General features: G+C 39.2%; 27 protein-coding genes. 9 read left to right on the forward strand and 18 right to left on the reverse strand.

Annotated features, from left to right (window positions below; all coding sequences use genetic code 11):
- Positions 1–106 precede the first annotated feature (106 nt).
- From FPQ13_RS10185 to FPQ13_RS10215, 7 genes are all read right to left on the reverse strand, one after another.
- Positions 107–2,002 (reverse strand): heavy metal translocating P-type ATPase, encoded by a 1,896-nt coding sequence (locus FPQ13_RS10185; protein ID WP_144089224.1) that lies wholly within the window; start codon positions 2,000–2,002, stop codon positions 107–109.
- Positions 2,003–2,023: 21 nt separating this feature from the next.
- A complete protein-coding gene (locus FPQ13_RS10190; protein ID WP_144089225.1) occupies positions 2,024–2,230 on the reverse strand; it encodes a heavy-metal-associated domain-containing protein in 207 nt (68 codons plus the stop codon).
- Between the two features lie 15 nt (positions 2,231–2,245).
- Positions 2,246–2,461, reverse strand: a complete 216-nt coding sequence (locus FPQ13_RS10195) for a heavy-metal-associated domain-containing protein (protein WP_144089226.1) — start codon at positions 2,459–2,461, stop codon at positions 2,246–2,248.
- A 278-nt stretch (positions 2,462–2,739) separates the two neighbouring features.
- Complete coding sequence (locus FPQ13_RS10200) at positions 2,740–3,183, reverse strand: hypothetical protein (protein WP_144089227.1); 444 nt, start codon at positions 3,181–3,183, stop codon at positions 2,740–2,742.
- A 133-nt stretch (positions 3,184–3,316) separates the two neighbouring features.
- The gene (gene arsC / locus FPQ13_RS10205; protein WP_144089228.1) at positions 3,317–3,730 is read right to left on the reverse strand and encodes an arsenate reductase (thioredoxin); all 414 of its coding nucleotides are present in this window, start codon (positions 3,728–3,730) and stop codon (positions 3,317–3,319) included.
- Between the two features lie 12 nt (positions 3,731–3,742).
- On the reverse strand, positions 3,743–5,035 hold the full coding sequence (locus tag FPQ13_RS10210; protein ID WP_144089229.1) for an arsenic transporter: 1,293 nt from the start codon (positions 5,033–5,035) through the stop codon (positions 3,743–3,745).
- A gap of 21 nt (positions 5,036–5,056) precedes the next feature.
- Entirely contained in the window at positions 5,057–5,824 is a 768-nt protein-coding gene (locus FPQ13_RS10215; RefSeq protein ID WP_144089230.1) for a hypothetical protein, read from the reverse strand.
- 123 nt (positions 5,825–5,947) lie between these two features.
- Between FPQ13_RS10215 and FPQ13_RS10220 the strand changes: the two genes are divergently transcribed.
- Complete coding sequence (locus FPQ13_RS10220; RefSeq protein WP_144089231.1) at positions 5,948–6,370, forward strand: disulfide oxidoreductase; 423 nt, start codon at positions 5,948–5,950, stop codon at positions 6,368–6,370.
- A gap of 2 nt (positions 6,371–6,372) precedes the next feature.
- The gene (locus FPQ13_RS10225; RefSeq protein WP_144089232.1) at positions 6,373–6,849 is read left to right on the forward strand and encodes a thioredoxin family protein; all 477 of its coding nucleotides are present in this window, start codon (positions 6,373–6,375) and stop codon (positions 6,847–6,849) included.
- Positions 6,850–7,071: 222 nt separating this feature from the next.
- Here FPQ13_RS10225 and ytzI read toward each other — a convergent pair whose 3' ends face one another.
- The 3 genes from ytzI to FPQ13_RS10240 are packed head-to-tail and all read right to left on the reverse strand — an operon-like array spanning position 7,072 to position 8,420.
- Entirely contained in the window at positions 7,072–7,215 is a 144-nt protein-coding gene (ytzI, locus tag FPQ13_RS10230) for a YtzI protein (protein ID WP_144089233.1), read from the reverse strand.
- Positions 7,216–7,253: 38 nt separating this feature from the next.
- The gene (locus tag FPQ13_RS10235; RefSeq protein WP_144089234.1) at positions 7,254–8,114 is read right to left on the reverse strand and encodes a 5'-3' exonuclease; all 861 of its coding nucleotides are present in this window, start codon (positions 8,112–8,114) and stop codon (positions 7,254–7,256) included.
- A gap of 18 nt (positions 8,115–8,132) precedes the next feature.
- On the reverse strand, positions 8,133–8,420 hold the full coding sequence (locus FPQ13_RS10240; RefSeq protein WP_144089235.1) for a hypothetical protein: 288 nt from the start codon (positions 8,418–8,420) through the stop codon (positions 8,133–8,135).
- A gap of 199 nt (positions 8,421–8,619) precedes the next feature.
- Between FPQ13_RS10240 and FPQ13_RS10245 the strand changes: the two genes are divergently transcribed.
- Positions 8,620–10,347 carry an ABC transporter ATP-binding protein gene (locus tag FPQ13_RS10245; protein WP_144089236.1) on the forward strand — a complete coding sequence of 576 codons (1,728 nt, stop codon included), beginning with the start codon at positions 8,620–8,622 and terminating at the stop codon, positions 10,345–10,347.
- Positions 10,340–12,169, forward strand: coding sequence for an ABC transporter ATP-binding protein (locus tag FPQ13_RS10250; RefSeq protein ID WP_144089237.1), 1,830 nt, complete (start codon positions 10,340–10,342; stop codon positions 12,167–12,169). Before FPQ13_RS10245 ends, FPQ13_RS10250 begins: the two co-directional genes overlap by 8 nt.
- A 76-nt stretch (positions 12,170–12,245) precedes the next feature.
- On the opposite strand, the gene FPQ13_RS10255 is transcribed toward FPQ13_RS10250, so the two are convergent.
- Together FPQ13_RS10255 and FPQ13_RS10260 are read right to left on the reverse strand one after the other, a co-directional pair.
- Positions 12,246–13,064, reverse strand: coding sequence for a DUF3298 and DUF4163 domain-containing protein (locus FPQ13_RS10255; RefSeq protein ID WP_144089238.1), 819 nt, complete (start codon positions 13,062–13,064; stop codon positions 12,246–12,248).
- Between the two features lie 144 nt (positions 13,065–13,208).
- Positions 13,209–13,541, reverse strand: a complete 333-nt coding sequence (locus tag FPQ13_RS10260; RefSeq protein ID WP_144089239.1) for a hypothetical protein — start codon at positions 13,539–13,541, stop codon at positions 13,209–13,211.
- A 348-nt stretch (positions 13,542–13,889) separates the two neighbouring features.
- Here FPQ13_RS10260 and FPQ13_RS10265 point away from each other — a divergent pair, with 348 nt between their 5' ends.
- The 3 genes from FPQ13_RS10265 to FPQ13_RS10275 all read left to right on the forward strand — a co-directional run bounded on the left by FPQ13_RS10265 (position 13,890) and on the right by FPQ13_RS10275 (position 16,928).
- Positions 13,890–14,780: a cation diffusion facilitator family transporter gene (locus FPQ13_RS10265; RefSeq protein ID WP_144089240.1), complete on the forward strand. Its 891-nt coding sequence runs from the start codon at positions 13,890–13,892 to the stop codon at positions 14,778–14,780.
- A gap of 33 nt (positions 14,781–14,813) precedes the next feature.
- Positions 14,814–15,191, forward strand: a complete 378-nt coding sequence (locus FPQ13_RS10270) for a RidA family protein (RefSeq protein WP_144089241.1) — start codon at positions 14,814–14,816, stop codon at positions 15,189–15,191.
- Positions 15,192–15,449: 258 nt separating this feature from the next.
- Positions 15,450–16,928 carry a catalase gene (locus FPQ13_RS10275; RefSeq protein ID WP_144089242.1) on the forward strand — a complete coding sequence of 493 codons (1,479 nt, stop codon included), beginning with the start codon at positions 15,450–15,452 and terminating at the stop codon, positions 16,926–16,928.
- Between the two features lie 109 nt (positions 16,929–17,037).
- On the opposite strand, the gene FPQ13_RS10280 is transcribed toward FPQ13_RS10275, so the two are convergent.
- A complete protein-coding gene (locus FPQ13_RS10280; protein ID WP_144089243.1) occupies positions 17,038–17,496 on the reverse strand; it encodes a hemerythrin domain-containing protein in 459 nt (152 codons plus the stop codon).
- Between the two features lie 134 nt (positions 17,497–17,630).
- Between FPQ13_RS10280 and FPQ13_RS10285 the strand changes: the two genes are divergently transcribed.
- Positions 17,631–18,119: a DinB family protein gene (locus tag FPQ13_RS10285; protein WP_144089244.1), complete on the forward strand. Its 489-nt coding sequence runs from the start codon at positions 17,631–17,633 to the stop codon at positions 18,117–18,119.
- A gap of 47 nt (positions 18,120–18,166) precedes the next feature.
- Here FPQ13_RS10285 and FPQ13_RS10290 read toward each other — a convergent pair whose 3' ends face one another.
- The 4 genes from FPQ13_RS10290 to FPQ13_RS10300 form a co-directional block, all read right to left on the reverse strand.
- Positions 18,167–19,801 (reverse strand): b(o/a)3-type cytochrome-c oxidase subunit 1, encoded by a 1,635-nt coding sequence (locus FPQ13_RS10290; RefSeq protein WP_186279650.1) that lies wholly within the window; start codon positions 19,799–19,801, stop codon positions 18,167–18,169.
- Entirely contained in the window at positions 19,802–20,287 is a 486-nt protein-coding gene (locus FPQ13_RS13525; RefSeq protein ID WP_186279651.1) for a cytochrome c oxidase subunit II, read from the reverse strand.
- 25 nt (positions 20,288–20,312) lie between these two features.
- A complete protein-coding gene (locus tag FPQ13_RS13660; RefSeq protein WP_144089245.1) occupies positions 20,313–20,507 on the reverse strand; it encodes a cytochrome c oxidase subunit 2A in 195 nt (64 codons plus the stop codon).
- A 187-nt stretch (positions 20,508–20,694) separates the two neighbouring features.
- Positions 20,695–21,321: a trimeric intracellular cation channel family protein gene (locus FPQ13_RS10300; RefSeq protein ID WP_144089246.1), complete on the reverse strand. Its 627-nt coding sequence runs from the start codon at positions 21,319–21,321 to the stop codon at positions 20,695–20,697.
- Positions 21,322–21,779: 458 nt separating this feature from the next.
- On the opposite strand from FPQ13_RS10300, the gene FPQ13_RS10305 reads away from it, so the two are divergent.
- Entirely contained in the window at positions 21,780–22,955 is a 1,176-nt protein-coding gene (locus tag FPQ13_RS10305) for an IS256 family transposase (protein WP_144089247.1), read from the forward strand.
- Between the two features lie 573 nt (positions 22,956–23,528).
- Here the strand turns inward: FPQ13_RS10305 and FPQ13_RS10310 are convergent.
- Complete coding sequence (locus tag FPQ13_RS10310; RefSeq protein WP_144089248.1) at positions 23,529–24,269, reverse strand: nuclease-related domain-containing protein; 741 nt, start codon at positions 24,267–24,269, stop codon at positions 23,529–23,531.
- Positions 24,270–24,496: the final 227 nt, after the last annotated feature.

Raw genomic sequence — 24,496 nt, forward strand, 5'->3', positions numbered from 1 at the left:
GATTTTTTTGAGCCAAACTTAGAAAAATATGTGCCAAAGAACTTACGATAAAGAAAAAACCAATGCGGAGGCATTGGTTTCCGAATAAAAGGGAGTGTTTAGATGATTAAGCGTGTGCAGGTACTGTTTTGATCTTTTTCTCTGATGGTTCACGGTTGAATCGAATCAACCGCATACCATTCAAGATGACGACCAGGATGCTTGCCTCGTGGATGAACATGCCTGATGCTAAGTGAATGCTTCCTGCTAGCACTCCGAGTAGTAATAAGAATACTGTTCCGACAGCAAAAGCCATGTTTTGTTTCATGTTCCGAACCGTCACTTTCGCTAATGCGTAAGCATGGGAGAATTGCTTTAATTTATCAGCCATCAAGACAACATCAGCTGTTTCCATGGAGACATCTGTTCCGCCTTCGCCCATCGCCAAGCCAATATCCGCTTTTGCAATGGATGGCGCATCATTGATTCCATCACCGATCATCGCGACTTTATGTCCTTCGTTTTGTAGTTTTTCTACGAATTTCACTTTATCTACTGGCAATTGTTCCGCATGATATCCATCCAAGCCAAGTTGATCCGCCACTCGCTTCGCTGTGTGCGCATTATCACCAGTAAGCATGATCATCTGCTTGATTCCGTGTTCACGAAGTTCTTTCAAAGCGTCAATGGCATCTTCACGGATTTGGTCAGCAATTGAAATGATGGCTACTAATTGACCGTTTTTTGCTGCGAAAATTGCTGTGTTGCCTTTCTTTTCTTGCTCGATTGCATAGTTATTGACTTCATCTGTTAGTTTGACGCCATCCATTTCCATTAACATACGGTTGCCAATACTGAATTGGTGGCCAGCAACGCGGTTTCTGAGGCCATTTCCTTTTACGACTTCAGCGTATTCATAATCATTTTGTAATGATAACCCTTTTGCTCTTGCATGTTTGACAATCGTTTTTCCTAAGTGATGCTCAGAAGCCATCTCTGCTTGCGCAATCATTTGTAGCAAGTCGTTAGGATTGTCATCGCTGATAACATGAAAATCAGTCACTTCCGGCTTTCCTCTTGTTAACGTTCCTGTTTTATCAAAGACAATGGTATCAATTTTCGATAACCGGTCCATCACGTCGCCGCCTTTGATCAAGACGCCACGCTTAGCCCCATTCCCTATACCCGCCACGTTTGACACAGGTGCACCGATAACTAACGCGCCAGGACAAGCAATAACTAAAAAGATAATGGCTAAATGAAGATCTCTCGTTATTAAATAAACGAGAACCGATAATACAACGACAGATGGGGTGTAAATATTCGCGAACTTATCCAAAAAACGCTGTGTTTTTGATTTGGATTCTTGCGCTTCTTCCACTAACTCAATAATTTTTGCGAATGTCGTGTCTTCTCCAACTTTTTCAGCCACCATTTCGATATAACCTGAATCAATGATTGACCCGCTGAAAACGTCATCATCGTTTGTTTTTCCTACTGGAACAGACTCACCTGTAATGGCTGCTTCATTAATCGTTGCTTCACCGGTTAAAATTTTTCCATCGACTGGAATTTTTCCACCTGAGCGAACGACGACTCTCTCTCCTTCTTCAACTTCATCTACCGATACGGACACCCAATCTCCATTCCTGAAAACAGATGCTTCATCAGGTGCCAATTCCGTCAATTCTCTTAATGATGCTCTTGTTTTATTGAGTGTACGCGCTTCAAGATATGCTCCAAATAAGAATAGAAATGTGACCGCTGCCGATTCAACATATTCTCCTATAAACAACGCAGCTGTTACTGCAATAGTCACCAACAACTCGATGCTAAAAGCCTTCATTCGCAATGCTTGGAACGCTTTAATGGCAATCGGAACGCCCGCAACAATTGTCGCGACAATCAAGGCACCTTGCTTGACCGCTACAATTCCTATCCAATGAGCAATGAAAGCAATAATCAGTAATGCTCCTGCCGTAAACGTCAGTTGATTTGTCTGCCTTTGTATCCAACGAACCATCCTAAACACTCCCTCTCTTTTTTACCTGACTGTTGCATCAATTTGTTGTATCCAATGTTCTACCGTGTCCGAATCGATCTTTTCCTCATCATACCGGCATAAAACCTTGCCGAGCTGGTGAAATACCTTTCCAAGTTCAATACCTTCTTTTTCAAGAATCATTGATTCCATCTCACTTGCACATCCCGGGCAAGTGAGTGGGTCAATGGTGAGGAGTATCTTTTTCAATGTGTTCTCCTCCAATCAAGAAGCTGACAATACTGGGTAACCAAGCTTCGTGACCGTATTTTCAAGTTGATCCTTATTCACTTTTGCTTCATCGTATTGGACCTTGACTTTACTTGAGTTAAAGAGAACCTTCACTTCATCCACACCATCCATTTTTCCTAAGTTGCTTTCAATTTTTTTTATGCAAGATGGACATGTTAACGTTTCTAACTGAAATTTAGTTGTTTTCATCTTCATCTCTCCTTTGTTTTTTGGTTCATCTTAAGTATAGAAGGGATTGTGGTTCTATTCCTTGACCTATATCAAGATATACAAATTTTGTGGAAATCTTTCTGAATAGTGGTCAACCGTTTCATAAAACCTGCACAAAAGAACATTGGACGGCTGGTGATATGCTACCTTTTCGCGTAAATATGCACCCAGATTAAAAATATATGGTCCCTAACAATTAAATTGAACACAAAAAAACACCCAATCAAGTAGATCAGGTGTTTAACCGATTATGTAGATTATTCTTCAGTGTCCTCGTTCGGTATGGAAATACAGCCTCGTTCATCGTAACTCATAGCTTCACGCACAAGCTGATTCCCTTTCGGTAGTGCGACTTCTTTTTCACAGTATTGAACGATGTCACCAAAGTACTTTTCTTTTCCATATATGTAATAGACATCGGGATCATCGACGAAGCTGACAAAAACATGCGCTTTATAATAGTCTTCGCTCGTATCATAATTCGGACGGACAACTTTTGAATCTGCAATCTCATCCTCTGAAAGACCAACCGATTCTAAATGATCGATTGTTGCCGCTTCCAATCGATTGTCAAAAATGGGCAAGCCATTATTGACATAATAAATATAGAAAAAAGGTGATATTACTAACATCAAGAGTGCCGTATAGAATAATGTAAACATAGCATGTTTCCAGCTAATTTTACGTAAATACTTTCTCATCACCGTTCCCCTCCCCTTTTTATTTTACAGAAAATTTATAAGAATACAATAACAAAAAAGGGATTTAGTCCTATGAAAACAAAAAAATGATGACAGCATGCCATCATCATTTTTCTGCTAGTGAGAGTTGTATTTAATTTTCGGCAAGTGATTTAATTCGTGTTTCAATTTCATCGCGAACATTACGAAATTCACGTAATATTTCTTCTTCCGTTCCCACTGCTTTCGCTGGGTCTGGCAAATCCCAATGTGTTGTTTGTACATTTGCTGGGATTGTTGGACAACGGTCCTTTGCATCCCCGCAGAGCGTTATGACAAGGTCCGAACGATTTAAAATTTCTTTATCAATTATGGAAGAGGATTGATTCGTAATATCAATTCCTTTTTCGTTCATCATTTGAATTGCTTTTGGGTTCAATCCGTGGGCCTCCACTCCTGCGCTATAAACATCCCACGTCTCTCCTAAAATTTCTTTTCCAAATCCTTCTGCCATTTGGCTGCGGCAAGAATTTCCGGTGCAAAGAAAATAAACAATTTTTTTATCCATTAGACTCACTCCTTAAAATAATATCAATGAAAGGTACAGTCCAAATAACGTAATCACCAACACAGGAACCGTTAACATAATACCCACTTTAAAGTAATAGCCCCAGGAAATATGAATTCCTTTTTTGGATAGGACGTGCAACCATAATAGAGTTGCTAGTGAACCAATCGGCGTTATTTTCGGACCGAGATCACTACCGATTACGTTTGCATAAATCAGTGCCTCTTTCGCAATTCCGGTTGCATTCGTATCCGCAATCGCCAACGCATCAATCATCACGGTCGGCATATTATTCATCACAGAGGACAAGATTGCAGCGATGAATCCCATGGCCATCGTCGCAGCAAGTAATCCGCCATCGACGGTGTAATTAATAATCTCTGCCAGCAAATCAGTCAGGCCGACGTTTCGCAAGCCGAAGACGACGACATACATGCCGATTGAGAAAAATACAATATCCCACGGTGCACCTGTAATCACTTCTTTTGCAGAAACAGCTGGACTTCGTCTACCAATGATAAAAAAGATAATAGCGGTAACTCCAGCTACGACAGACACGGGAATAGCGATAAATTCACTGGCAAAATAGCCAATTAATAAAACACTTAGAACAATCCATGACAATCGGAACATCGTATGATCCTTTATCGCCTCACTCGGTTTCCGTAACGCTGTCACATCATAATTTCCAGGAATGGATTTACGGAAAAATAAATACAACACAACCATGCTTGCGACTAACGAGAACATGTTAGGCAAAATCATTCGAAGCATATATTCGATAAAGCCAATCGAAAAAAAGTCTGCTGATACAATGTTGACAAGGTTGCTTACAACGAATGGCAAAGATGTCGTGTCCGCGATGAACCCACTCGCCATAATGAACGGCAAAATCATAGCTTCTTTGAAGTTCAAAGCGCGAACCATCGACAAAACAATTGGCGTCAGAATTAATGCAGCACCATCATTCGCGAATAACGCCGCAACACCTGCACCGAGTAATGTAACGTAAAAAAACATTTTTACGCCATTTCCTTTAGCCAGCCGCGCCATATGTAAAGCGGCCCATTCAAAAAATCCTATTTCATCGAGAATTAATGATATGAGAATAATGGCGACAAAAGCAAGTGTGGCATTCCAGACAAGCTCTGTGACGGTAACAACATCATCAAACGTAACGACACCAAATAATAAGGCAATGATTGCACCCGCACAAGCAGACCAACCAATTCCTAGGTTTTTTGGCTGCCAAATAACAAAAAGTAATGTTAGTAAAAAGATTGCAATGGCGATTGTTGTTTCCACGTTGTCATACTCCTTTTTCTGCTAGATTTCTTCCCAAGTAAATGTTACTTCACCCTCTATATTGACCCCATGAAAAAAGAACAGCAATTCTCCTGTTTCAGCTGCCTCATAAGAAATGGATTCATTTTCTTCAATGGCCAATTCACCCATGTCATGAACTTCTGGCGAGACACGAAGTCCATGCTGTGCATCATTTTTTACCTTCCAATCAATCGTAATTTCATATTCTTGTCCTTCTTCTACTGGAATCCACACAGGCTCTTCTCCATTGAAATTATCGAATTCAGCATGATATGTATTCGCTTCATACGTACTTGAAAATCCCGATTTGATCGCCGGGTTTGTGAAAACGATAAAAAGAATTGCTATTAATGATGGAATTCCAATCATCAAGATCTTTTTCACATTCATACGAAAAACTTTTAAAAACAAATAAAATACGATGAACCCTAACACAGTATAAATACTTGAATAAATCACCACAAAGAAATACCATGAAAAGGAATCAAACAACACAGTAATAAACAGTACAGCCCATATGACAATTCCGGCTAATGTATAGGCGGAAACATAAGACCAAGTAGATGTTTCATTTATTTTTCGGAAAATCCAATCGATCAAGAAAGATACACCTATTAAATAGAATGTAAAGACGATCCAATGTAAAGGGTTGGATAAATAGTCATTCGCAGCTTGTAAACTCATATCAGAAAATAATAAATTTGCGATATATGTAAATAGGAAAGCTGCTAATGCTATCGAAAGCCTAGATAAGATGTTAAAGGTCATTTTCTTTCCTCCAATCTTCTCTATCTTACAATAAGAATAGATGTAATAAAATATTCAAAGCATACTTCTTACTTTTTGGTGTTTTTCATACTATAATTTTGTTGTACCTATAGGAGACTAATTATGACAAAACGAACTGAAAATTTCGCTATAATCGGATGGATTATCTCTTTAATCGCAACACTGGGATCACTTTATTTTTCGGAAGTTCGACAGTACCCACCTTGTGAGCTATGTTGGGTCCAACGAATTTTTATGTATCCCCTTGTACTCATACTGTTGATTGGAACGATATTAAAAGACAAAAAAGTATTCATTTATTCTATCGTTTTTTCTAGTATCGGTCTGTCCATCTCGATTTATCACTATGGGATACAAAAGTTAGAGTTTCTACAATCAACTGCACCGAGCTGTGGACAAGTTTCTTGTATCGGCAGCTATATTGACTGGCTCGGCTTTATTTCCATACCGTTTCTAGCCGGAATCGCATTTGTACTCATATTAGTCATCAGCATCCTTGGCTTGAAACAAACAAAAGGAGTGTAACCATGAAAAAAATTCTAATTTTCGGTAGTTTAGTGATCATCTTATTTATTGGGATCGTCTTACTAACGAATATGGCAACATCTGAGAAAGTCGAAGGAAACCCTTATGGAAAAGATTCCTTACATCCAGAAACGGTTAAATTATTGGATAATGAGCATTATCAAAATGTTATTACTCCAAATGAATTAGAAGAAGACTTATCTTCTGGTGAAACGATGACTGTCTATTTCTTCAGTCCGACCTGTGAGCACTGTAGGGAAGCAACTCCAAGATTGTCCCCATTAGCAAAAGACAAAGGTGTTGAATTAAAGAAGTTCAACCTTTTAGAATTTGAAGATGGTTGGAGTGAGTATAACATCGAAGCAACACCAACATTAGTTTACTATGAAAATGGCGAAGAAGTGCACCGAATCATGGGTGCAGCGCCAACAGATAAATATGAGGAATTTTTAGAGGAATATTCATTGAGCAATAAATAGAATTTAAATTTGGTTGAGTAAACATTTGCACTGACTTCGGTCGGTGCTTTTTTGTGAGTAATTATTAATGTTGAAGCTCTGCTTTTTAATGTTGAAGAAGCTCAAATTAATGTAGATGCTTTGCTTTTACATGCTGAAAAATTCCTTTATGTCATCCTCCAAATGTAAAAAAGCTGTTCGATTTAAGTAATTCATAACGAAAATCGAACAGCTTTCCTTTATTCAACTTCTTTCATTTCTGTTTGCGTCTGGAAGCGGATCTACTTCATGCTTATAATTATATCCTTTTGAAATAGCCTTTAATGTAACTGCCAACACGGCAATGAAAATAACTAATCCGATCGCCATTGTATAGATGATTGTCATTTGGTTACCCCCTATTGCTTCTTCACTTCAATCAAATATTACACCAATTGCTCAATGCGTTTAAATTCCAGCTCATTAAACTTTTCAATGATCCGCTCTCTATTCGGTTGAAATACCGCATCTACCAAATCACAGAACGCTTCCGTTTCACAGTTAATTTCAGCCAGTTGACGTGATAAGTGCACCATGTCCAAATCCGTTTCAAATTTCGTTCGCTGGGCTTTTGTCAATGAATCTAAGTTTTCTAAAATAGCCTCTAATGACCCGTGTGTATGCAATAACTTTAATGCTGTTTTTTCGCCAATTCCTCTAACTCCAGGATAGTTATCACTTGAATCTCCCATCATTGCTTTCAGTTCAATCATTTGGAGCGGTTGAATTCCATGCTCTTCTACGAATCGTTCCGTGTGATAGATATCGTAGTTGCCGACACCCTTTTTCATCAGAACTACTTTTACTCGTTCATCCAATAATTGTAAGATATCTCTATCACCAGTCAAAATCAACACTTCCGAATCTTCTTGGTAAGCTCTCGCCAGTGTGCCTATACAGTCATCCGCTTCAAACCCTTTAATTCCTATGTTCGGAATGTCCATAGCCTCTGTGACTTCTTTAACGAGGTCAAACTGAGGAATCAATTCTTCTGGTGGTGCCGAGCGGTTTGCTTTATAGCCGTCGAACAGATCATTTCGGAAAGTATGTGAACCCATATCCCAGCAACAAACGACGTGTGTCGGTTGAAAATGATTCGTTGCAGTCAGTAGATGCCTCGTAAATCCGTGTACGGCATTCGTCGGTATACCTTTTGAGTTCACCATGAAATAACCTGACATCGCCGTTGCATAAAAAGCCCTGAATAAAAGTGCCATGCCATCGACGAGTAATACTCTTTTCTCCATTGTTAAGTCCTCCCCCTTCTATTTTTGTTCCACTTCACGGAACTTTTTTATAAATTCTATTGGTTCATCTTTTACATTTAACGTCATTACGCCCATTGTCGTATGCAAATAAAAAAATCCGTATTCTTCCGATAACATGCGATACGATAAATCATGTACTTTATGAATCTCATATTCTTTTTCATCGGTTACAATTTTATCTTCATATAAGTACACATAACTGACGTCTTCAATATGCTTTTGTTCCAGATTGATGGGATCCATCTCTCTTCTGAATTTTACATACTGATGTTTTTCTAATTCCATTCCGTCTCTCCTTAAATCTTTCAGTTTGTGTCGCTATTATATCATGCAAAGGAGGAAAAATCGCTATTACCGTTTTCCAAACAATCCTTATGAACGGAATAAATTGATTCATTATAGTAATATAACGCAAAGTGGATATGTTAGAATAATCACAATGATTTAAAATTAATTACTGTTTGCATAGATGGAGTTGAACACCTTGAAGAAAATTTTATCGCACCTAAAACCTTATCGTTTACATATGATTGTCGCTTGGTCCTTGATGTTAATTGAGTTGGCAGTTGAATTGATGCTCCCTTTCTTTCTTGGAAAAATGATTGATGAAGGCATTGTGACTCAAAATATGGACATCGTCGTTAAATGGGGCGTCTTAATGCTCGCGCTTGCTTTGTTTTCATTTATTGCCGGAATGCTCAATTCGTTTTATTCATCGTATGTCACTTTCCATTATGGCTACGATATTCGCCAACGGCTATTTGAAAAGATACAATCGTTTTCCTTTAAGAATTTACACCACTTTCCGACATCCGGCTTGATTACCCGGTTCACGAATGATGTTCGCATGGTACAAAACGGTATTTTCATGGGTCTCCGAATTATGCTCCGTGCACCCCTTTTAGTCATTGGCGGTGTAATCATGGCATTTCTCGTCAATTGGCGAATCTCTATCGTCTTCTTAATTTCTGTTCCTGCACTTGTGTTATTAATTTTGTGGGTGATCAAAAAAGCGAGTCCCCTTTTCACAAAAGTGCAAGTTCGGTTGGACCGCGTCAATCGTGTCATGCAAGAAAATTTATCCGGCATTCGATTAATTAAAGCGTTTTTACGAAAGAATTTTGAAGAAAGTCGTTTCAAAGAAGTGAATACAGAGCTTATGAACCGAACGAAATCAGCTTTACGTCTCATCGAATCATCTATGCCTGTTCTTTTGTTTGGCATGAATATGAGCTTGTTGGTCATCTTATGGTATGGATCGAATGAAGTTCAAGCAGGACAAGCACAAGTCGGTGAAGTCGTCGCAATCATTAATTATGCGTTACGCGTATCGATGGCTATTACGATGTTTGGGTTTTTGACGATGGCTTTATCACGTATGAAAGCATCTGCTGACAGGCTTCAAATCGTCATGGATGAAGAAGTTGATCTACTAGAAAAGTCCGATGCTTCGAAAGATTTGAAAGTGACGGCTGGAAAGGTTGAATTTTCTCAAGTTGATTTTTATTATCCAGAAACTACTAATCAAGTGCTCGATCAGTTATCGTTTACTGTCCAACCAGAAGAGCGGATAGCTATTATTGGGGCAACAGGCTCAGGGAAATCAACACTATTTCAATTAATACCGAGACTTTATGATACAACGGGGGGGCAAGTAAAAATTGATGATGTCGATGTCCGGGATTATCCGTTAGACATACTGCGAATGGCCATAGGTTTCGTTCCACAGGCACCGTTATTGTTTACCGGAAGTATTGAAGAAAATATTCGTTGGGGAAAAAATGATGCATCTAAAGAAGAAATCATCCAAGCAGCGAAAGACGCACAAATTCATGAAACGATTATGGAACAGCCTAGAGGATATGAAACGAAAATTGGTCAAAAAGGCGTCAATCTATCAGGTGGTCAGAAGCAACGTGTCTCTATCGCCCGTGCTTTAATCCGCAATCCTAAAATCCTTCTATTGGATGACAGTACAAGCTCATTAGATTTGAAGACAGAATCAAAGCTTCTGCAGGCGATACAGACATACGGATGTACAACATTTATCGTCACGCAAAAAATTGACACCGCGAAAAGCTGTGATCGAATTATCTTAATGGATGATGGCCAAATTTTAGCACAAGGATCTCACGAAGAACTCGTCGAAACATCTGAGCTTTACCGAAAAATTGTTGCATCACAAGTTGGAGATGAGAATTTATATGCTTAAACAACTACTGGAACCCTTTCGACAGCAAAAAATAGACTTAGCAGAAGCAGACCACGTCACGGATGAACGTGCAAAGCCTAAAGTGCGAAATTGGAAAAAGACAGTACGCCAAATTTTTTCTTATTTATTTGCAGAAAAATGGATGCTTTTCTTTGTAGCGATCATGGTTGCTTTAAGCTCGGGCTTTGCCATTCTCGGACCGTATATGATCGGTATGACGGTTGATGAGTACATTGCGGTTCAAGAGATGTCAGGGATTAACCGCATGCTCTTTTGGTTGTTTCTCGTCTATTTAGGTTACTCCATCGCAATGTTTTGCCAACATTTTTTCATGATTGGCATTGCTCAAAATACGGTTTACACCATTCGCTCGGAGTTATTCGAAAAATTACACACATTACCGATTCCCTTCTTTGATCGAAGACAGCAAGGTGAAATTATGAGTCGTGTCACTAATGATATCGATAATGTAAGCAACACTTTAAATACGTCCATCATTCAAATTTTGTCCAGCGTTCTAACGCTGATTGGAACAGTCAGTGTGATGATCTATCTTAGTCCGTTATTGGCTTTGATTACAATGAGTATTATCCCAATTATGGTGTTTGGCATGAAGTGGATTACAAGTAGAACCGGCCCTTTGTATAAAATTCAACAACAACGACTTGGGCAGTTAAACGGCTATGTAGAAGAAACGATATCTGGGCAGCGGATTATTAAAACATTCTCTCAAGAAGACCGAGTAACGAATGAATTCGAACAAAAAAACGATGCCGTACGCAATTCAGGCTATTGGGCAGGTACAATCTCTGGATTCATTCCGAAATTAATGAACATGCTGAATGTGCTTAGTTTTGCCTTGATTGCTTTTATCGGTGGTGTATTTGTATTAAACGACATGATCACCGTCGGAACCATTGTTGTGTTTACTGAATTGGCAAGACAGTTCACTCGGCCGTTAAACGAGCTATCCAACCAATTTAATCAACTATTGGCAGCTGTAGCTGGGGCCGAACGAGTTTTTAACATTATGGATGAGGATGGCGAAGAACTTGACGAAATAAATGCTGAATCCATCAATGAACCTCACGGAAAGATTGAATTCAACGATGTCACCTTTTCTTATAATCCCGACGAACCAATTTTGAAGGGCGTTAGCTTCACTGCAGAACCAGGTAGCACAACTGCGTTTGTCGGACATACAGGTGCCGGAAAAACGACAATCATCAACCTCATTGCAAGATTTTACAATTATGACGATGGGAAACTATTGCTTGACGGAAAAGATATCAAAGGAATTAAACGGAATAGCTTACGTAAACATATGGCTTTCGTTTTACAAGATGCCTTTTTATTTGAAGGTTCAATTCGAGAAAATATTCGCTATGGAAAATTGAATGCAACCGATGAAGAAGTAATTGAAGCTGCAAAAAATGCCAACGCGCACGGCTTTATATCGAAGCTTCCAGATCAATACGATACGCCAATTGATGCGGATGGCATGAGTATTAGTCAAGGACAAAAGCAGCTGATTACCATTGCACGTGCACTTCTGGCGGATCCAAAGATACTTGTTCTAGATGAGGCAACAAGTAGCATTGATACGGTTACAGAAATTAAGATTCAGGAAGCGTTAAAACGGTTGATGGAAGGTCGGACTAGTTTTGTTATAGCTCACCGACTAAACACGATTAAGTCGGCCGATCAAATCATTATGCTTGAGCACGGAGAAATTATTGAGAAAGGAAGCCACGATGAGCTGATTACACTCGGCGGCCGATATGCTGAGCTTTATGAAACTCGGTTGGAGGAATCAGGATAATTTCTTTGTTAAAAAAATGAGGATGGAACAATTTTCGTTGTGCTAGTTAAGCACTTTTGGTCCACCCTCATTTTTATTATAAGTAATACTCATCCGTCGTTTCATCAATCGCTTCAATACGCTCCAGCCAATCTTCATTCATAAACTCTTTCATTTCATCTATAGGAACTTCAATCTCTGGCATACCTGCGACACCTGCTGTTACTTCATATTTATCAAATTTAACGACTAAGTTATTATCTCGAATAAAAACATTGGAAAAATCATACTCATCTTGATTTAACCATTCCTGCAATTGGTCTTCCAGAATGTAATTTGAATAATATTCGGAAGCTCTCAAATTCTTTTCGACCAACTCGAAAAATTTATCTTGTGCCGCAAATGGTTGGTCGAATAAATCAAGTGGATCAACAAAATCTTCGTTTAACAGGTCAACCAAATATACAGAGGCTTTTTGGTCAAAATTGGCACCGCCTGTATAGGTCTCTTCAGACATGACGACAGAAAAGAGGTCTTTTCCACTTTTATAAAGGTCTGTCGTTACATAAAAAGCACCTTGATGGGATGGCGATACATTCCCGCTATGTTCGAGCAATGCAATGAAATGCTCAATCCGCTGTTCGGCATCCTCTTCAAAAAAACGGTCGATTTTCTTTACTTGAAATATCGGAAACTCAACCTGAAGTTCATACGTTTCAGCTTTTTCGATTAATCGTTTAATTTTTACCTCTTCATAATCTGTATCGATAATCTCCTCTTCTAGCTTTTCTTCACCCATTACAGGAATGGCTTTTTCATATGCTGTAGGCTCAGACTCGTTCCAGCCAAATACATGTGCCGCTGCCATACTAATGAGCAACGCTGTCACAAAATACGGTAATGTTTTATCTGTCATGGTGTATTCATCCTCATTTGTTCATTTATCATTAGTTAGCCCAACAAATACGAGGATTATACACTGAATAAATAGGTGATAATGTTATGTATCCAAAAATAAAAGACAGTGGTTTGAGCACCACTGCCTTGGTATTTTTACTTATTAGCCATCATTTTTAACGTCAGAATCTAAATCGTCGCCATCAGCGTCTCCAGATCCTGCGTCGGATTCAGCGCCTTCTGACTCCATGTCTGAATCTGTGCCAGCACCTGTGTCAGAGTTAGAATCTTCAGAGCCCATATCGGAATCTCCTTCAGTTCCAGTTGAACCAGTGTCTGTAGAGCCTGTATCCTCTGATTCACTAGAGCCTGGATCTTGTTCAGTTGGTGTTCCAGTATCTTCGTTCGTTGCTGGATCTTCTTCACCAGAATCTCCACCACAAGCTGCTAAAGTAAGAATTAGCGCAAAAAATGAAGTCATAAATAGTTTTTTCATGAAGTAACACTCCTTAAATGATTTTTTATTCTTAGTGTTGCGCCGTGCTAATAGACTAATTACCGTTTTGAACACTAGCTAAACCCATGTTAATGAATTGTAATGTGTACTTTTTTAACTCGAACAAAAGTCCTTTTGGCATATATAAATTTGAATGTTTTTCCCTTTTTCATAGGTAGTTGTTCTCCGTTTATTTTGCACTCATATTTCATCAACGGCTGGGGCACGATGTATTTCATCAACATTTTAAAAATCTTTTTATAAAAAGTTGTTTAAGAAAGTTGTTCTTGGACTGTGCATGAAAAATATTGGTATGATTAAAAGACAAACATAAAAAGAGGTTTTTCTATGAACACTCGTTTTCAAAAAGCCCAATTTGCTTCGATTGTTGGGATGGTCGCCAATTTAATTCTAGCTATCATCAAAGGAATTGGTGGTGTCATTGGCGATAGTCGCGCACTCATCGCAGATGCCCTCCACTCTGCTTCTGATGTAATTAGTTCAATTGCCGTATTAGTCGGAATTCGTGCTGCACAGAAGCCACCCGATTCTGAACATCCATATGGACACGGTAAGGCTGAAAACATTGCTACCTTAATCGTTTCCATGTTGCTAATCGTTGTCGGGTTCGAGATTCTTGTCGATGCTATTTCAGCCGTTTGGGCTAATACTGCGCAATCTACAAGTCCATTGGCGCTATATATTGTCGTTTTTTCTATTGTCGTCAAGGAAGTCTTGTTTCAATATAAAAACCGTTTAGGGAAAAAGATCAGAAGCCAAGCGATAATTGCCGATGCCTGGCATCACCGGTCAGATGCGATTTCTTCGATTGTTGCGCTGATCGGTATTGGACTAGCGATTTTCGGTGAACGTTTCCAAATTCCTTATTTAACTTATTTCGACCCAATAGCAGGAGCAATCATTGCGGGGATTATTATGTGGATGGGGTTCAGTTTAGGGAAAGAAGCTGTGAGAATTTCACTTGAGATTGTCCTAGACGAGGTAGAAACAGAGAAATTCAACCGAGCAGTGAATGAAGTAAATGGAGTGCAACGAATTGATTCTTTACATGCGAGGTCACACGGGTCTTATGTTATAATTGATACTAAAATCAGCGTAGATCCAACCATCACAGTCGATGAAGGACACTCCATTGCGGCACGAGTGAAAGAAGTATTAATAGATGATTTTGAGGAAGTTCATGATGTACATGTTCACGTCAATCCTTATCATCAATGAAACTTGAATTAATTTACGAGAGGAGAATGAACGTTGAAGAAAGCATACTCCACCAAAGAAGCTCCAGAAGCAATTGGACCCTATTCTCAAGCAGTTGAAGTAGGTGATCTCGTCTTTATATCAGGACAAATTCCACTTGATCCAAATTCAATGGAAATTGTCAGTGAAGATGTTGCAGATCAAACACACCAAGTCATGAAAAATTTAGAAGCAATCCTAAAAGAAGCTAATTTACAGTTTAAAGATGTCGCTAAAATGACGATCTTATTGAACTCCATGGATGACTTTGCGACAGTCAATGAAATTTATGCGAGTTATTTAGAGGAACCTTACCCAGCTCGTGCTGCTTTTGAAGTGAGCCGCCTTCCAAAAGATGTGAAAGTAGAAATTGAAGCAATCGCAAGTAAATAACCTAAAAAGCACCTTAGATTTGTATTCTAAGGTGCTTTTTTCTCAAGGACACCCACTTAATTGATAATATTCGACAAAAGGTTGATCGTTTAGACAAACAACAAAAGTCCACAAGCCTCACCCTTTCACCTTTTTGCGACTATTCATTTAAATAAATTCTAATAAATAAAACTTCTTTATTTATAATCATTATTATTTACAAATCTATTTAAATGCATTATGATAAATATACAATTTATTTAAGGAGGATTTTAAATAATGGATAAAAACAAAAAACGCTTGACAACTTCCAGTGGCGCTCCAGTAGGGGACAACCAAAACTCAATCACTGCTGGTAATCGTGGACCTGTTCTATTGCAAGACGTTCATTTATTAGAAAAGCTTGCACACTTTGATCGCGAACGTATTCCAGAGCGTGTCGTTCACGCAAAAGGTGCCGGAGCTTACGGTTACTTCGAAGTAACAAACGATGAAATATCAAAATACACAAAAGCTGACTTTCTAAACGAAAAAGGCAAACGTACACCGATGTTTATCCGCTTCTCAACAGTTGCTGGTGAACTAGGTTCGGCTGACACTGTTCGTGACCCACGTGGTTTTGCAGTGAAATTTTACACGCAAGAAGGAAACTATGATTTAGTCGGTAACAATACACCGATTTTCTTTATACGTGACGCGATTAAATTCCCTGATTTCATTCATACTCAAAAACGAAATCCACAAACAAACTTGAAGGATAAAAATGCTGTATGGGATTTTTGGTCTCAATCACCAGAATCCATGCACCAGATCACTTACCTTCACGGTGACCGCGGTATTCCGGCGACTTACCGTCATATGAATGGTTATGGAAGCCATACGTACAAATGGGTGAATGAAGAAGGAGAAGCGTTTTGGGTTAAATATCACTTCATCAGTGACCAAGGCGTCAAAGGATTGGACGTTGATCTCGCAGACGAACTTGCAGGAACAAACCCTGATTATCATACAGAAGATTTGTTCAATGCAATTGAAGCCGGTGACTACCCTTCTTGGACTTTATATGTACAAATCATTCCATTTGAAGATTATAAAACGTACAAGTGGGATTTGTTTGATGTTACCAAAACGGTTAGCCAAAAAGATTATCCGAGAATCGAAGTAGGTAAGATGGTATTGAACCGCAATCCACAAAACTACTTTGCAGAAGTGGAACAAGCTGCTCTCTCTCCAGCCCATTTCGTACCTGGAATTGAGGCATCTCCAGACAAAATGCTTCAAGGCCGCTTGTTCTCTTATTCCGATACACAGCGTTACCGTTTAGGCGTCAACCATGAACAACTACCTGTTAACCGCCCGATTGTTGAAACAAACAATTATCAACGTGCTGGTGCCATGCAATATGGCCAACAGGTGAGTCCGATCAACTATGAACCTAATCGCTATGACGAAGAGCCAAAAGAAGATTCATCTGTAGACATCAATCCATTTGAAGTGGAAGGTCAAGCAGACAGTGTGCCATATGATTCAAGCGATCATTACACACAAGCGGGCGATCTTTATCGTTTAATGAGTCATGATGAACAAGACCGCTTAGTTCAAAATTTCGTTGATCATATGAAACCTGTGACGATTGACGAAATTAAACTTCGTCAAATCGGTCACTTTTACAAAGCAGATCCAGATCTAGGTACACGGGTAGCTGAAGGTTTAGGCTTGGAAGTACCTGCTGAAATCAAAAACGAAGCAACAGAATAATATTTTATTACCGATCCACTCTCTCATTTCCAGCTGCCTTGTTGCAGCTGGATTTTTTTAATTCAAATAAAAAATCAGACCGAGAGATTTCGGTCTGGAAATTACAAATTTAATATCCACTATAAGAATCTTTATGAAAATTTCCGCTCGCTTGATATAAATAATTGTCTGGAACAGCTTTTTCAATTATCGGGAACAGTTCACGTTCTTCTAAACGAACATGTTCCTCTAGTAAATATCCCAATAGATTAAGTTGTTCATGATCTGCCTGTTGATTGTTTCGGATAGCCGCGATCATGCCTCGAATCTCCGCATGTTGGTAGAGTACTTTTTTGATTAAATCGATGTCGGGTTCATTTTCAAAGCGTAAGTACAACGGAATTAATACTTCCTCTTCATCTCGGAAATGTTCGTTCCCGTCTTTTTCCCAAAAATCAATAAGTTCCCGTAAGATTACCTTGTACGTTTTATCACTTTTCCCAGTTCCTATTTCTTTAAGACTTTTTGATACCACTAACGCATGGTGATGATGATGCGATAGAGGTATGAGTCCTTCGTGTCTTTTCAATCAATACACCTCCTCATTGTTCTATACCCGTGAATCCTATTGTTTATGTTAGACTCTCATAAGAGTAAGACAAAATATTTTGAATACATTCACTCCCGACTGAGCAAACAACGGAGCAGAAAGGTAGGATTTAAATGAATCAAGCAGCCGTTTTACGGAATGTCATGTTTGAAGAAATTGAACTGTGTGTTCGGACGACTCAAAGTTTATTGTTACAGATCAAGGATACCGATTGGGCTTTCCGTCCAGCTGAAAACATGCGCACATTGAGAGAGCTCGCTATTCACCTCGTTTCTATTCCAGAGACAGACCTATATATCTTAAAAGAAGAACCTTTAGAGAAGGTTCAGGAACTTGAAAACAAATATAGCCAACTACACACGGCAACGGACATGGGTGTCGTATTTGAAGAAGGCTATCATGCACTTTGTGAATATATGAGCTCGCTATCCGAAGAAGAGTTTTTCAACAAAAAAACGAAAGCATTTTATATGGAAGATGGTCATACACAAGCTCAGTGGCTAGCTGAGATTCAGTCCCACGTCTTTCACCATCGTGGTCAATTCTACAATTATTTAAAACAATTACAGTATGATGTGACCATGGCTGATTTATACACCTAATGTTTTAACAAAAGCAGACACCGATATCGGTATCTGCTTTTTTGTTTTTACCAGTATTTGAATCCGCTAGAGCCTGGTGGTGAATTATTGATGATGTCGATGATCGGTAACGTATAAGCGATGAAAATCAATGCGAACACGATTCCGATCCAAAGTTTCCAGTTTTCCAGCCAATTTGGCGTTTGCTGCGTTGGATTTAACTCCTCAGCAATTGGAAATTCCTCATTGCCTTTCGGCGCGAAGAAAGCTAGATTGATCAAAACGATGACAAAGAGTACTAACGAGATGACCAACAAGCTTCCACCTACTGCGTGTGCCATTTCATAAGCTCCCCATGAAGAGGCGACTTCATGACCGTTGTAACTTGTCACTTGCGTACGTCTTGGGTTACCGAGTAGCCCGGAAATATGCATGGCAGAAGACATGATCCCCATACCGACAGCCCAAAGCACTGTTTGATAGATTCCAATCTTATTCATTTTCTTCGTTAATATACGACCTTTCAAATGAGGAATGATCCAGTAACTGATTCCGAAAAAGGTTACAGCAACCGTTCCACCGACAGTGATATGAAAGTGGCCCGTGACCCAAACCGTGTTATGGACAATTTGGTTCAATTGGTGGGAAGCATTAATGATCCCGCCTGCACCCGCAGGAATGAAAATTAACATTCCCAAGAAAGGTGCCAAGAATCGGACATCACCCCAAGGTAATTTTTTAAACCAACCGAACAGTCCTTTTCCACCTTTTTGACGACCGGCAATTTCGAAGGTTGAAAACAGTGCGAATGCAGTCATTAGTGATGGTAATATGACGGCAAAGGTTAAGATGACCTGGAAAAATTTCCATCCTTCACTAATTCCTGATTCAAGCAATTGGTGATGAAAACCGACCGGGATAGAGAACAAAATGAATAGTACGAATGAGAACCTTGCCAATTGATCACTGAATATTTTTCCGCCAATAATTTTCGGAACCATGACATACCAAGCCATATAAGCTGGCAGTAACCAAAAATAAACGAGTGGATGACCAAAATACCAAAATAATGTTCTTGTTAAAGCGACGTTGATTGTATCCGTCCAGCCGAAAGCCCAAGGAAGGAACTGAAATAGAACAGCTGCGACGACACCAATTGTAGCGATTAACCATAGCACTAATGTTGCGACTGCCATATAGGCAAGTAACGGTGTTTTCTCGCCAGGATGTTCTTTTTTCCATAATCGATACCTGCTGATTACCGCATATGCGCCAAAGTACGTTCCGATAATGATAAGTGCAAGTGCAATATAGAAAAACGGTGAAGCTTGTAGTGGAGCATAAAACGTATATAGTACAGTTGCTTCATTTAAAGCGATCATTACCGCGGCCAATACGAGACCAATCGTCAATAACCAAAAACCGATCCAACCAGCTTTTCGTTGTCTATTGGTGAATTCCCCCGCCGACTTTGCAACACTTGCGTAGAAGAATCCAAAGATGAAGTAGGTTGTAAATACCAAGGCCATAACGACTCCGTGACCGGTTAATATTTGATAATAGTTGATCCATGAGGGCAAGGTGATTAGTTCACTTCTTACAAGCGTTTGCACAAGTCCAAGTAACCCGGCAAATAATATGGATCCAAAAGCAACATAGAAATGGACTAGACTAAGCCGTGCATCCAATTGATTGATTTTCATTTAAATCACCTCCAGATTTGTGCTCATAAAGTGGTGACCTGTACCGCAATATTCATTACATAATATTAGAAAAGATCCTTTTTTATCGAATGTATAAGTCATTGAATTCACATGTCCTGGGGTGACCATCATATTTGCTGACGTTCCAGCAATTTCAAATCCGTGAACAACATCAATGGAAGTAGCTTTTATATGAACCGTTGCTCCTTGAGGAATTTCTATATCTCCAGGTGTAAAGCCGTATGATTGCAATACCATGACTAATTCATATTCATTTTCTCCAATTTGCTTTAATCCTGGCTCATTAAAAGGAGCCGTTTCCGTAACCGTTTCAGGATCAACTAACGTCATATCACTCGGCGCACCGTGGTGGCCTTCCCCTTCTGCTTTTGAAAAAGCTTGAACGCCAACAATCGTCAAAAAAGAAATTAATGTGATCACTCCAACAATCATCCAGATTTTTTCGAACTTATGCATGTGTAACATCGTTCGTCCCCCTCATTTTTAGAAGTTAACTAGCCTGGTAAAGCGCGTAAACAGCTACCCACATAACGATAATGATGGCTCCTACGATTAGCGAAGAAACAAAAGCCCCTTTCAACTTCGGTTCTTCATCTTGGAACTCGTTTTCAACAGCCTGGGTAGATTGGACATTTAACTCCTCTTTCTCCATTGCCTCTACATTGCTTTTTGACTTGGCACCCATCATCTCTCTCCTCCCTTTTGTGTGGTTACTTTTATTATAGGATTTATAAAAATTAAGATTGTGATATAAGTCACAATTTCGAGCAATTCGATGGAGATTCTGTGAAGATAAAATGTCTAATTTGTGAAAACGGTTACATTAGGGTGTTAAGCACAAAAAAAGAAACCCAGCAACTGCTGGATTTCCTCTACTTATTTTTTGATCGAATTAATTCTAACCAATTCAATCGACTAGGTAATTCCCATTTTCGGATGATGGATAATATACGCATCGTGACGATTGCTGCAAGCAAAATATATATTTCTGTTTGTGTATCGATTACACCAAGCCCTACGATAAATGCACCGAGAACTGCCCACATGGCATAAATTTCTTGATGCAAGACCATTGGTTTCCTGCCAGCCAACAGATCACGAATAATACCTCCACCACATCCGGTTAACACACCCGCAACGATAACTGCACTGAGCGAATATCCTGCCGCCAAAGCCAGCAATCCGCCCTGCACCGCGAAAGAAGCCAACCCGATTGCATCGAAGAAGGCTCCCCATCGATTCCATGTCATTAACCAATGAAATGGAATAAAAAACATGATTGTCATCGTAATGAAAGCTACAGTAAACAAAGTTCCCTGAGCCCATATATCTGAAATTGGTAGCCCCACGAGTAAGTTACGGAACGCTCCGCCACCAAATGCCGTCACATAACCAAGCAAATAAACACCAAAAATATCATATCGCTCTTCCATTGCAACGATTGCTCCACTAATCGCAAAAGCCATCGTCCCAATAATATTTAAAACTTCCCAAGTCATGCTGATCACCTATTTGTATACTAGTCATATTAATTCTAAACCAGGCGGCAAGCAAAAGAAACAGTAATGGTTGTTATTGATAGGAATGAGAGCTTTTTTGGGTGGGGTTTCTTAGTATATTGTTATTAGTTGGACTTGAGGATGTGCTTGTCTTTCTCTCGAACACGGAAGAAGCTTCTTTTTCTCCCCTTCCGTTGTTGAGAGCACTTATCGAGCACGGAAGGTCCCACTTTTTCTTTCCTTCCGTTGTTGAGAGCACTTATCGAACACGGAAGGTCCTACTTTTTCTCTTCTTCCGTTGTTGAGAGCACTTATCGAACACGGAAGGTTCCGCTTTTTCTCTTCTTCCGTTGTTGAGAGCAGATAAAGTCCATATAATTGTGTAAAAAGAATAGGCCATCTTTCTCTCCTGTGTTAAAGTGATTTCAACCACAAAATACTTTAGGAGGATGAGAAAGATGACCCAAGTTAATTTTAGCCTAAATATCGATGAATTAAAAGAAAAGGTAATGGATTCAAAGCTGGATGACGTACTAAAGTCCGCTCTTGTGATGGTGTTAAATGAAATAATGTTGAAAGAGCAGGAAGAGTATTTAAAAGCTAGCCAGTACGAAAGGAATGACCTAAGAACCGATTACCGTAATGGCTTTTATGAGCGTGGCTATATGATCGGCTCATTTGAACTGAGACTATTAGTTCCCCGCACGCGCAATGGAGAGTTCGAACCAAGTGTATTCGAGCGCTACGAAAGAAGAGATCAGGCTCTCGTCTTAAGTATGTTAGAGATGGTTATTAATGGTGTTTCAACACGGAAAGTAGGCAAGATTGTAGAAGAGCTGTGTGGTAAATCAGTCTCTAAATCCTTTGTCTCCAATCTAACTAAAAAGTTAGATCCGATTGTGAAGGAATGGCTGAATCGCCCTTTAAATGTCACGTACTACCCTTATATTTACGCAGACGCTATGTATATCAAGGTAAGAGAAGATAATAAAGTCGTATCCAAAGCTGTCTATATCGTGGTAGGCGTCAATAAACAAAATAAACGTGAAATCATTGGCATGGAAATCAGTCATGTCGAGTCGAAAGACGCGTGGTTGAAGGTTTTTGAAAACCTCAAAAGCAGAGGGCTACAGTCACCCAAACTACTTATTTCCGATGCTCACGCTGGATTGAAAGCCTCTGTACCGGAAGCATTTATCGGGACAAGTTGGCAGCGATGTACCTTTCACTTAAAAAAAGATTTAATTGAGAAAATGCCCAAGAAAAACGTAAAAGAAATCAAACATGAAATGAATTTAATCTATGAAACCGTCGATCCAGATGTCGCCAGAAAACGTAAAGACCAATTCATTGAGAAATATGAAGATAAACATCCAAAAGTCTGTAGATGTCTCGAGGATGGTTTCGAAGATTCCATTCAATATATGAGCGAACCTACAAACTATCATGTACACTTACGAACCACCAACAATCTCGAACGGATTAATCAAGAAGTCCGAAGAAGAGAACAGGTGATACGAATCTTTCCGAACACACAAAGTGCTGTTCGATTAATTGGCGCCGTGTTAATGGATGTAGATGAAAACTTGGATTTGAAAAGAAGGTATTTACCTAAGAAGAAAATCTCTAATTAACGAGGATTGCGATTGAGGCTCCTGGCGAGTGTGATTTCTACGCCTGGCCGCCAGCTCTTTAAAAAAGAACCGGCGTGCCCGCCAGGCTATCACACCCGCCCTCTCAATCCAATCCAGATGTCAAAGTTGAATAGGCTGTTTTACCCGTTGAAATCACTTGAGAGAATTTACACATAATAATGGACTTGACTTTGAGAGCACTTATCGAGCACGGAAGGTTTCATTTTTTCTCTTCTTCCGTTGTTGAGAGCAATTATCGAGCACGGAAGAAATCACTTTTTCTTTCCTTCCGTTGTTGAGAGCAATTATCGAGCACGGAAAGAATCACTTTTTCTTTCCTTCCGTTGTTGAGGTGTTCTTAAAGAATTCAATGGGGATCTTCTCGTTGATTAACCAGCTATTTCTTATGAAATACGTAATAAGTCCAACGATTGCTACCTGACTTCTTAAAATTTTTATTTAATATATAGGAAATACTTTTTTTAGATACTAATCCCCCGCACCATTCAAATACTCGTGAAACTGTGATTTTCATTTCAGGAAACAGCAACACAAAATCATTCACTGTCCGGACTACTGAATCAGCAAATGGTTCATTCCATCCACAGTCATCACAGTAAACCGTTCTTCCTTCCAACTTAACGATGGGAGAACTGCATTTTCTACAAAGCATCCTTTTTTTACTTGATCATAAGAGTACGATGACTTTTTTTGAAATGGTGATTCATCTAAATGTCGTTCTATAAGTTTTTCCGCCAATCGCTTATGTACACGATTAAGATGTGATGGGATTGTTTGGAGATATTCTAAATGAGAACCAATTTGAGTGGGTAGGATCATTGAGGTATTTGGTGGCGCATTGAAAAGTGTGAAGTTCTTGTTTACAAAAATGACATATGACTGAATCGGCCAGTTAAATCCTAGTTTTCGGATGAGCTGAGTTAATAGAGAAGTTGACCTTGCGATTTGATGGAGAGGGTTTTGAATTTCTTGTTGGGGATATTTAAAGTATTTTTCTTGTTCGTAAATGAATTCACCATCAAAATTCTTTACCTCATAAACAAAGATTTTGTCTTGAGTAATCAGTAAGGTATCGATTTGAAACACCGTTCCATTAAACGTCAATAATAAATCGTTCACTTGTAGATGTTGCTTACTCAAACCTTCAAGCATGAAATCAAATAACCTTTCTCCCTCAAAACCCTTTTTAAGTTTAACTAAATCACTTTGCTCTTTCGGTGATAATGTTGTACGGTGAGCTAAAACTTCAAGCTGCAGAAGTTCCAAAGGTTTTGACCTTTCATTATAGATCATTAATTATACACCCGTTTCTTTTTTTAAAATCATTATAGCTAAACGGAAGTCAGTTATGAAATTAGCTTAATTTCATCTTCTTTTAAAAAATTAATGAATTCAGCAGCAGACCTTGCTAAATTCCGTTAAATAAGTAAAGTAATTAAAATTCAATCGAGTAGGAGGAGGTAGTTAACCTCCGACCTCTCACACCACCGTACGTACGGTTCCGTATACGGCGGTTCAAT

Origin of the sequence: Allobacillus salarius (genome assembly GCF_007559425.1) — a bacterium.
Taxonomy (GTDB): domain Bacteria; phylum Bacillota; class Bacilli; order Bacillales; family Alkalibacillaceae; genus Allobacillus; species Allobacillus salarius.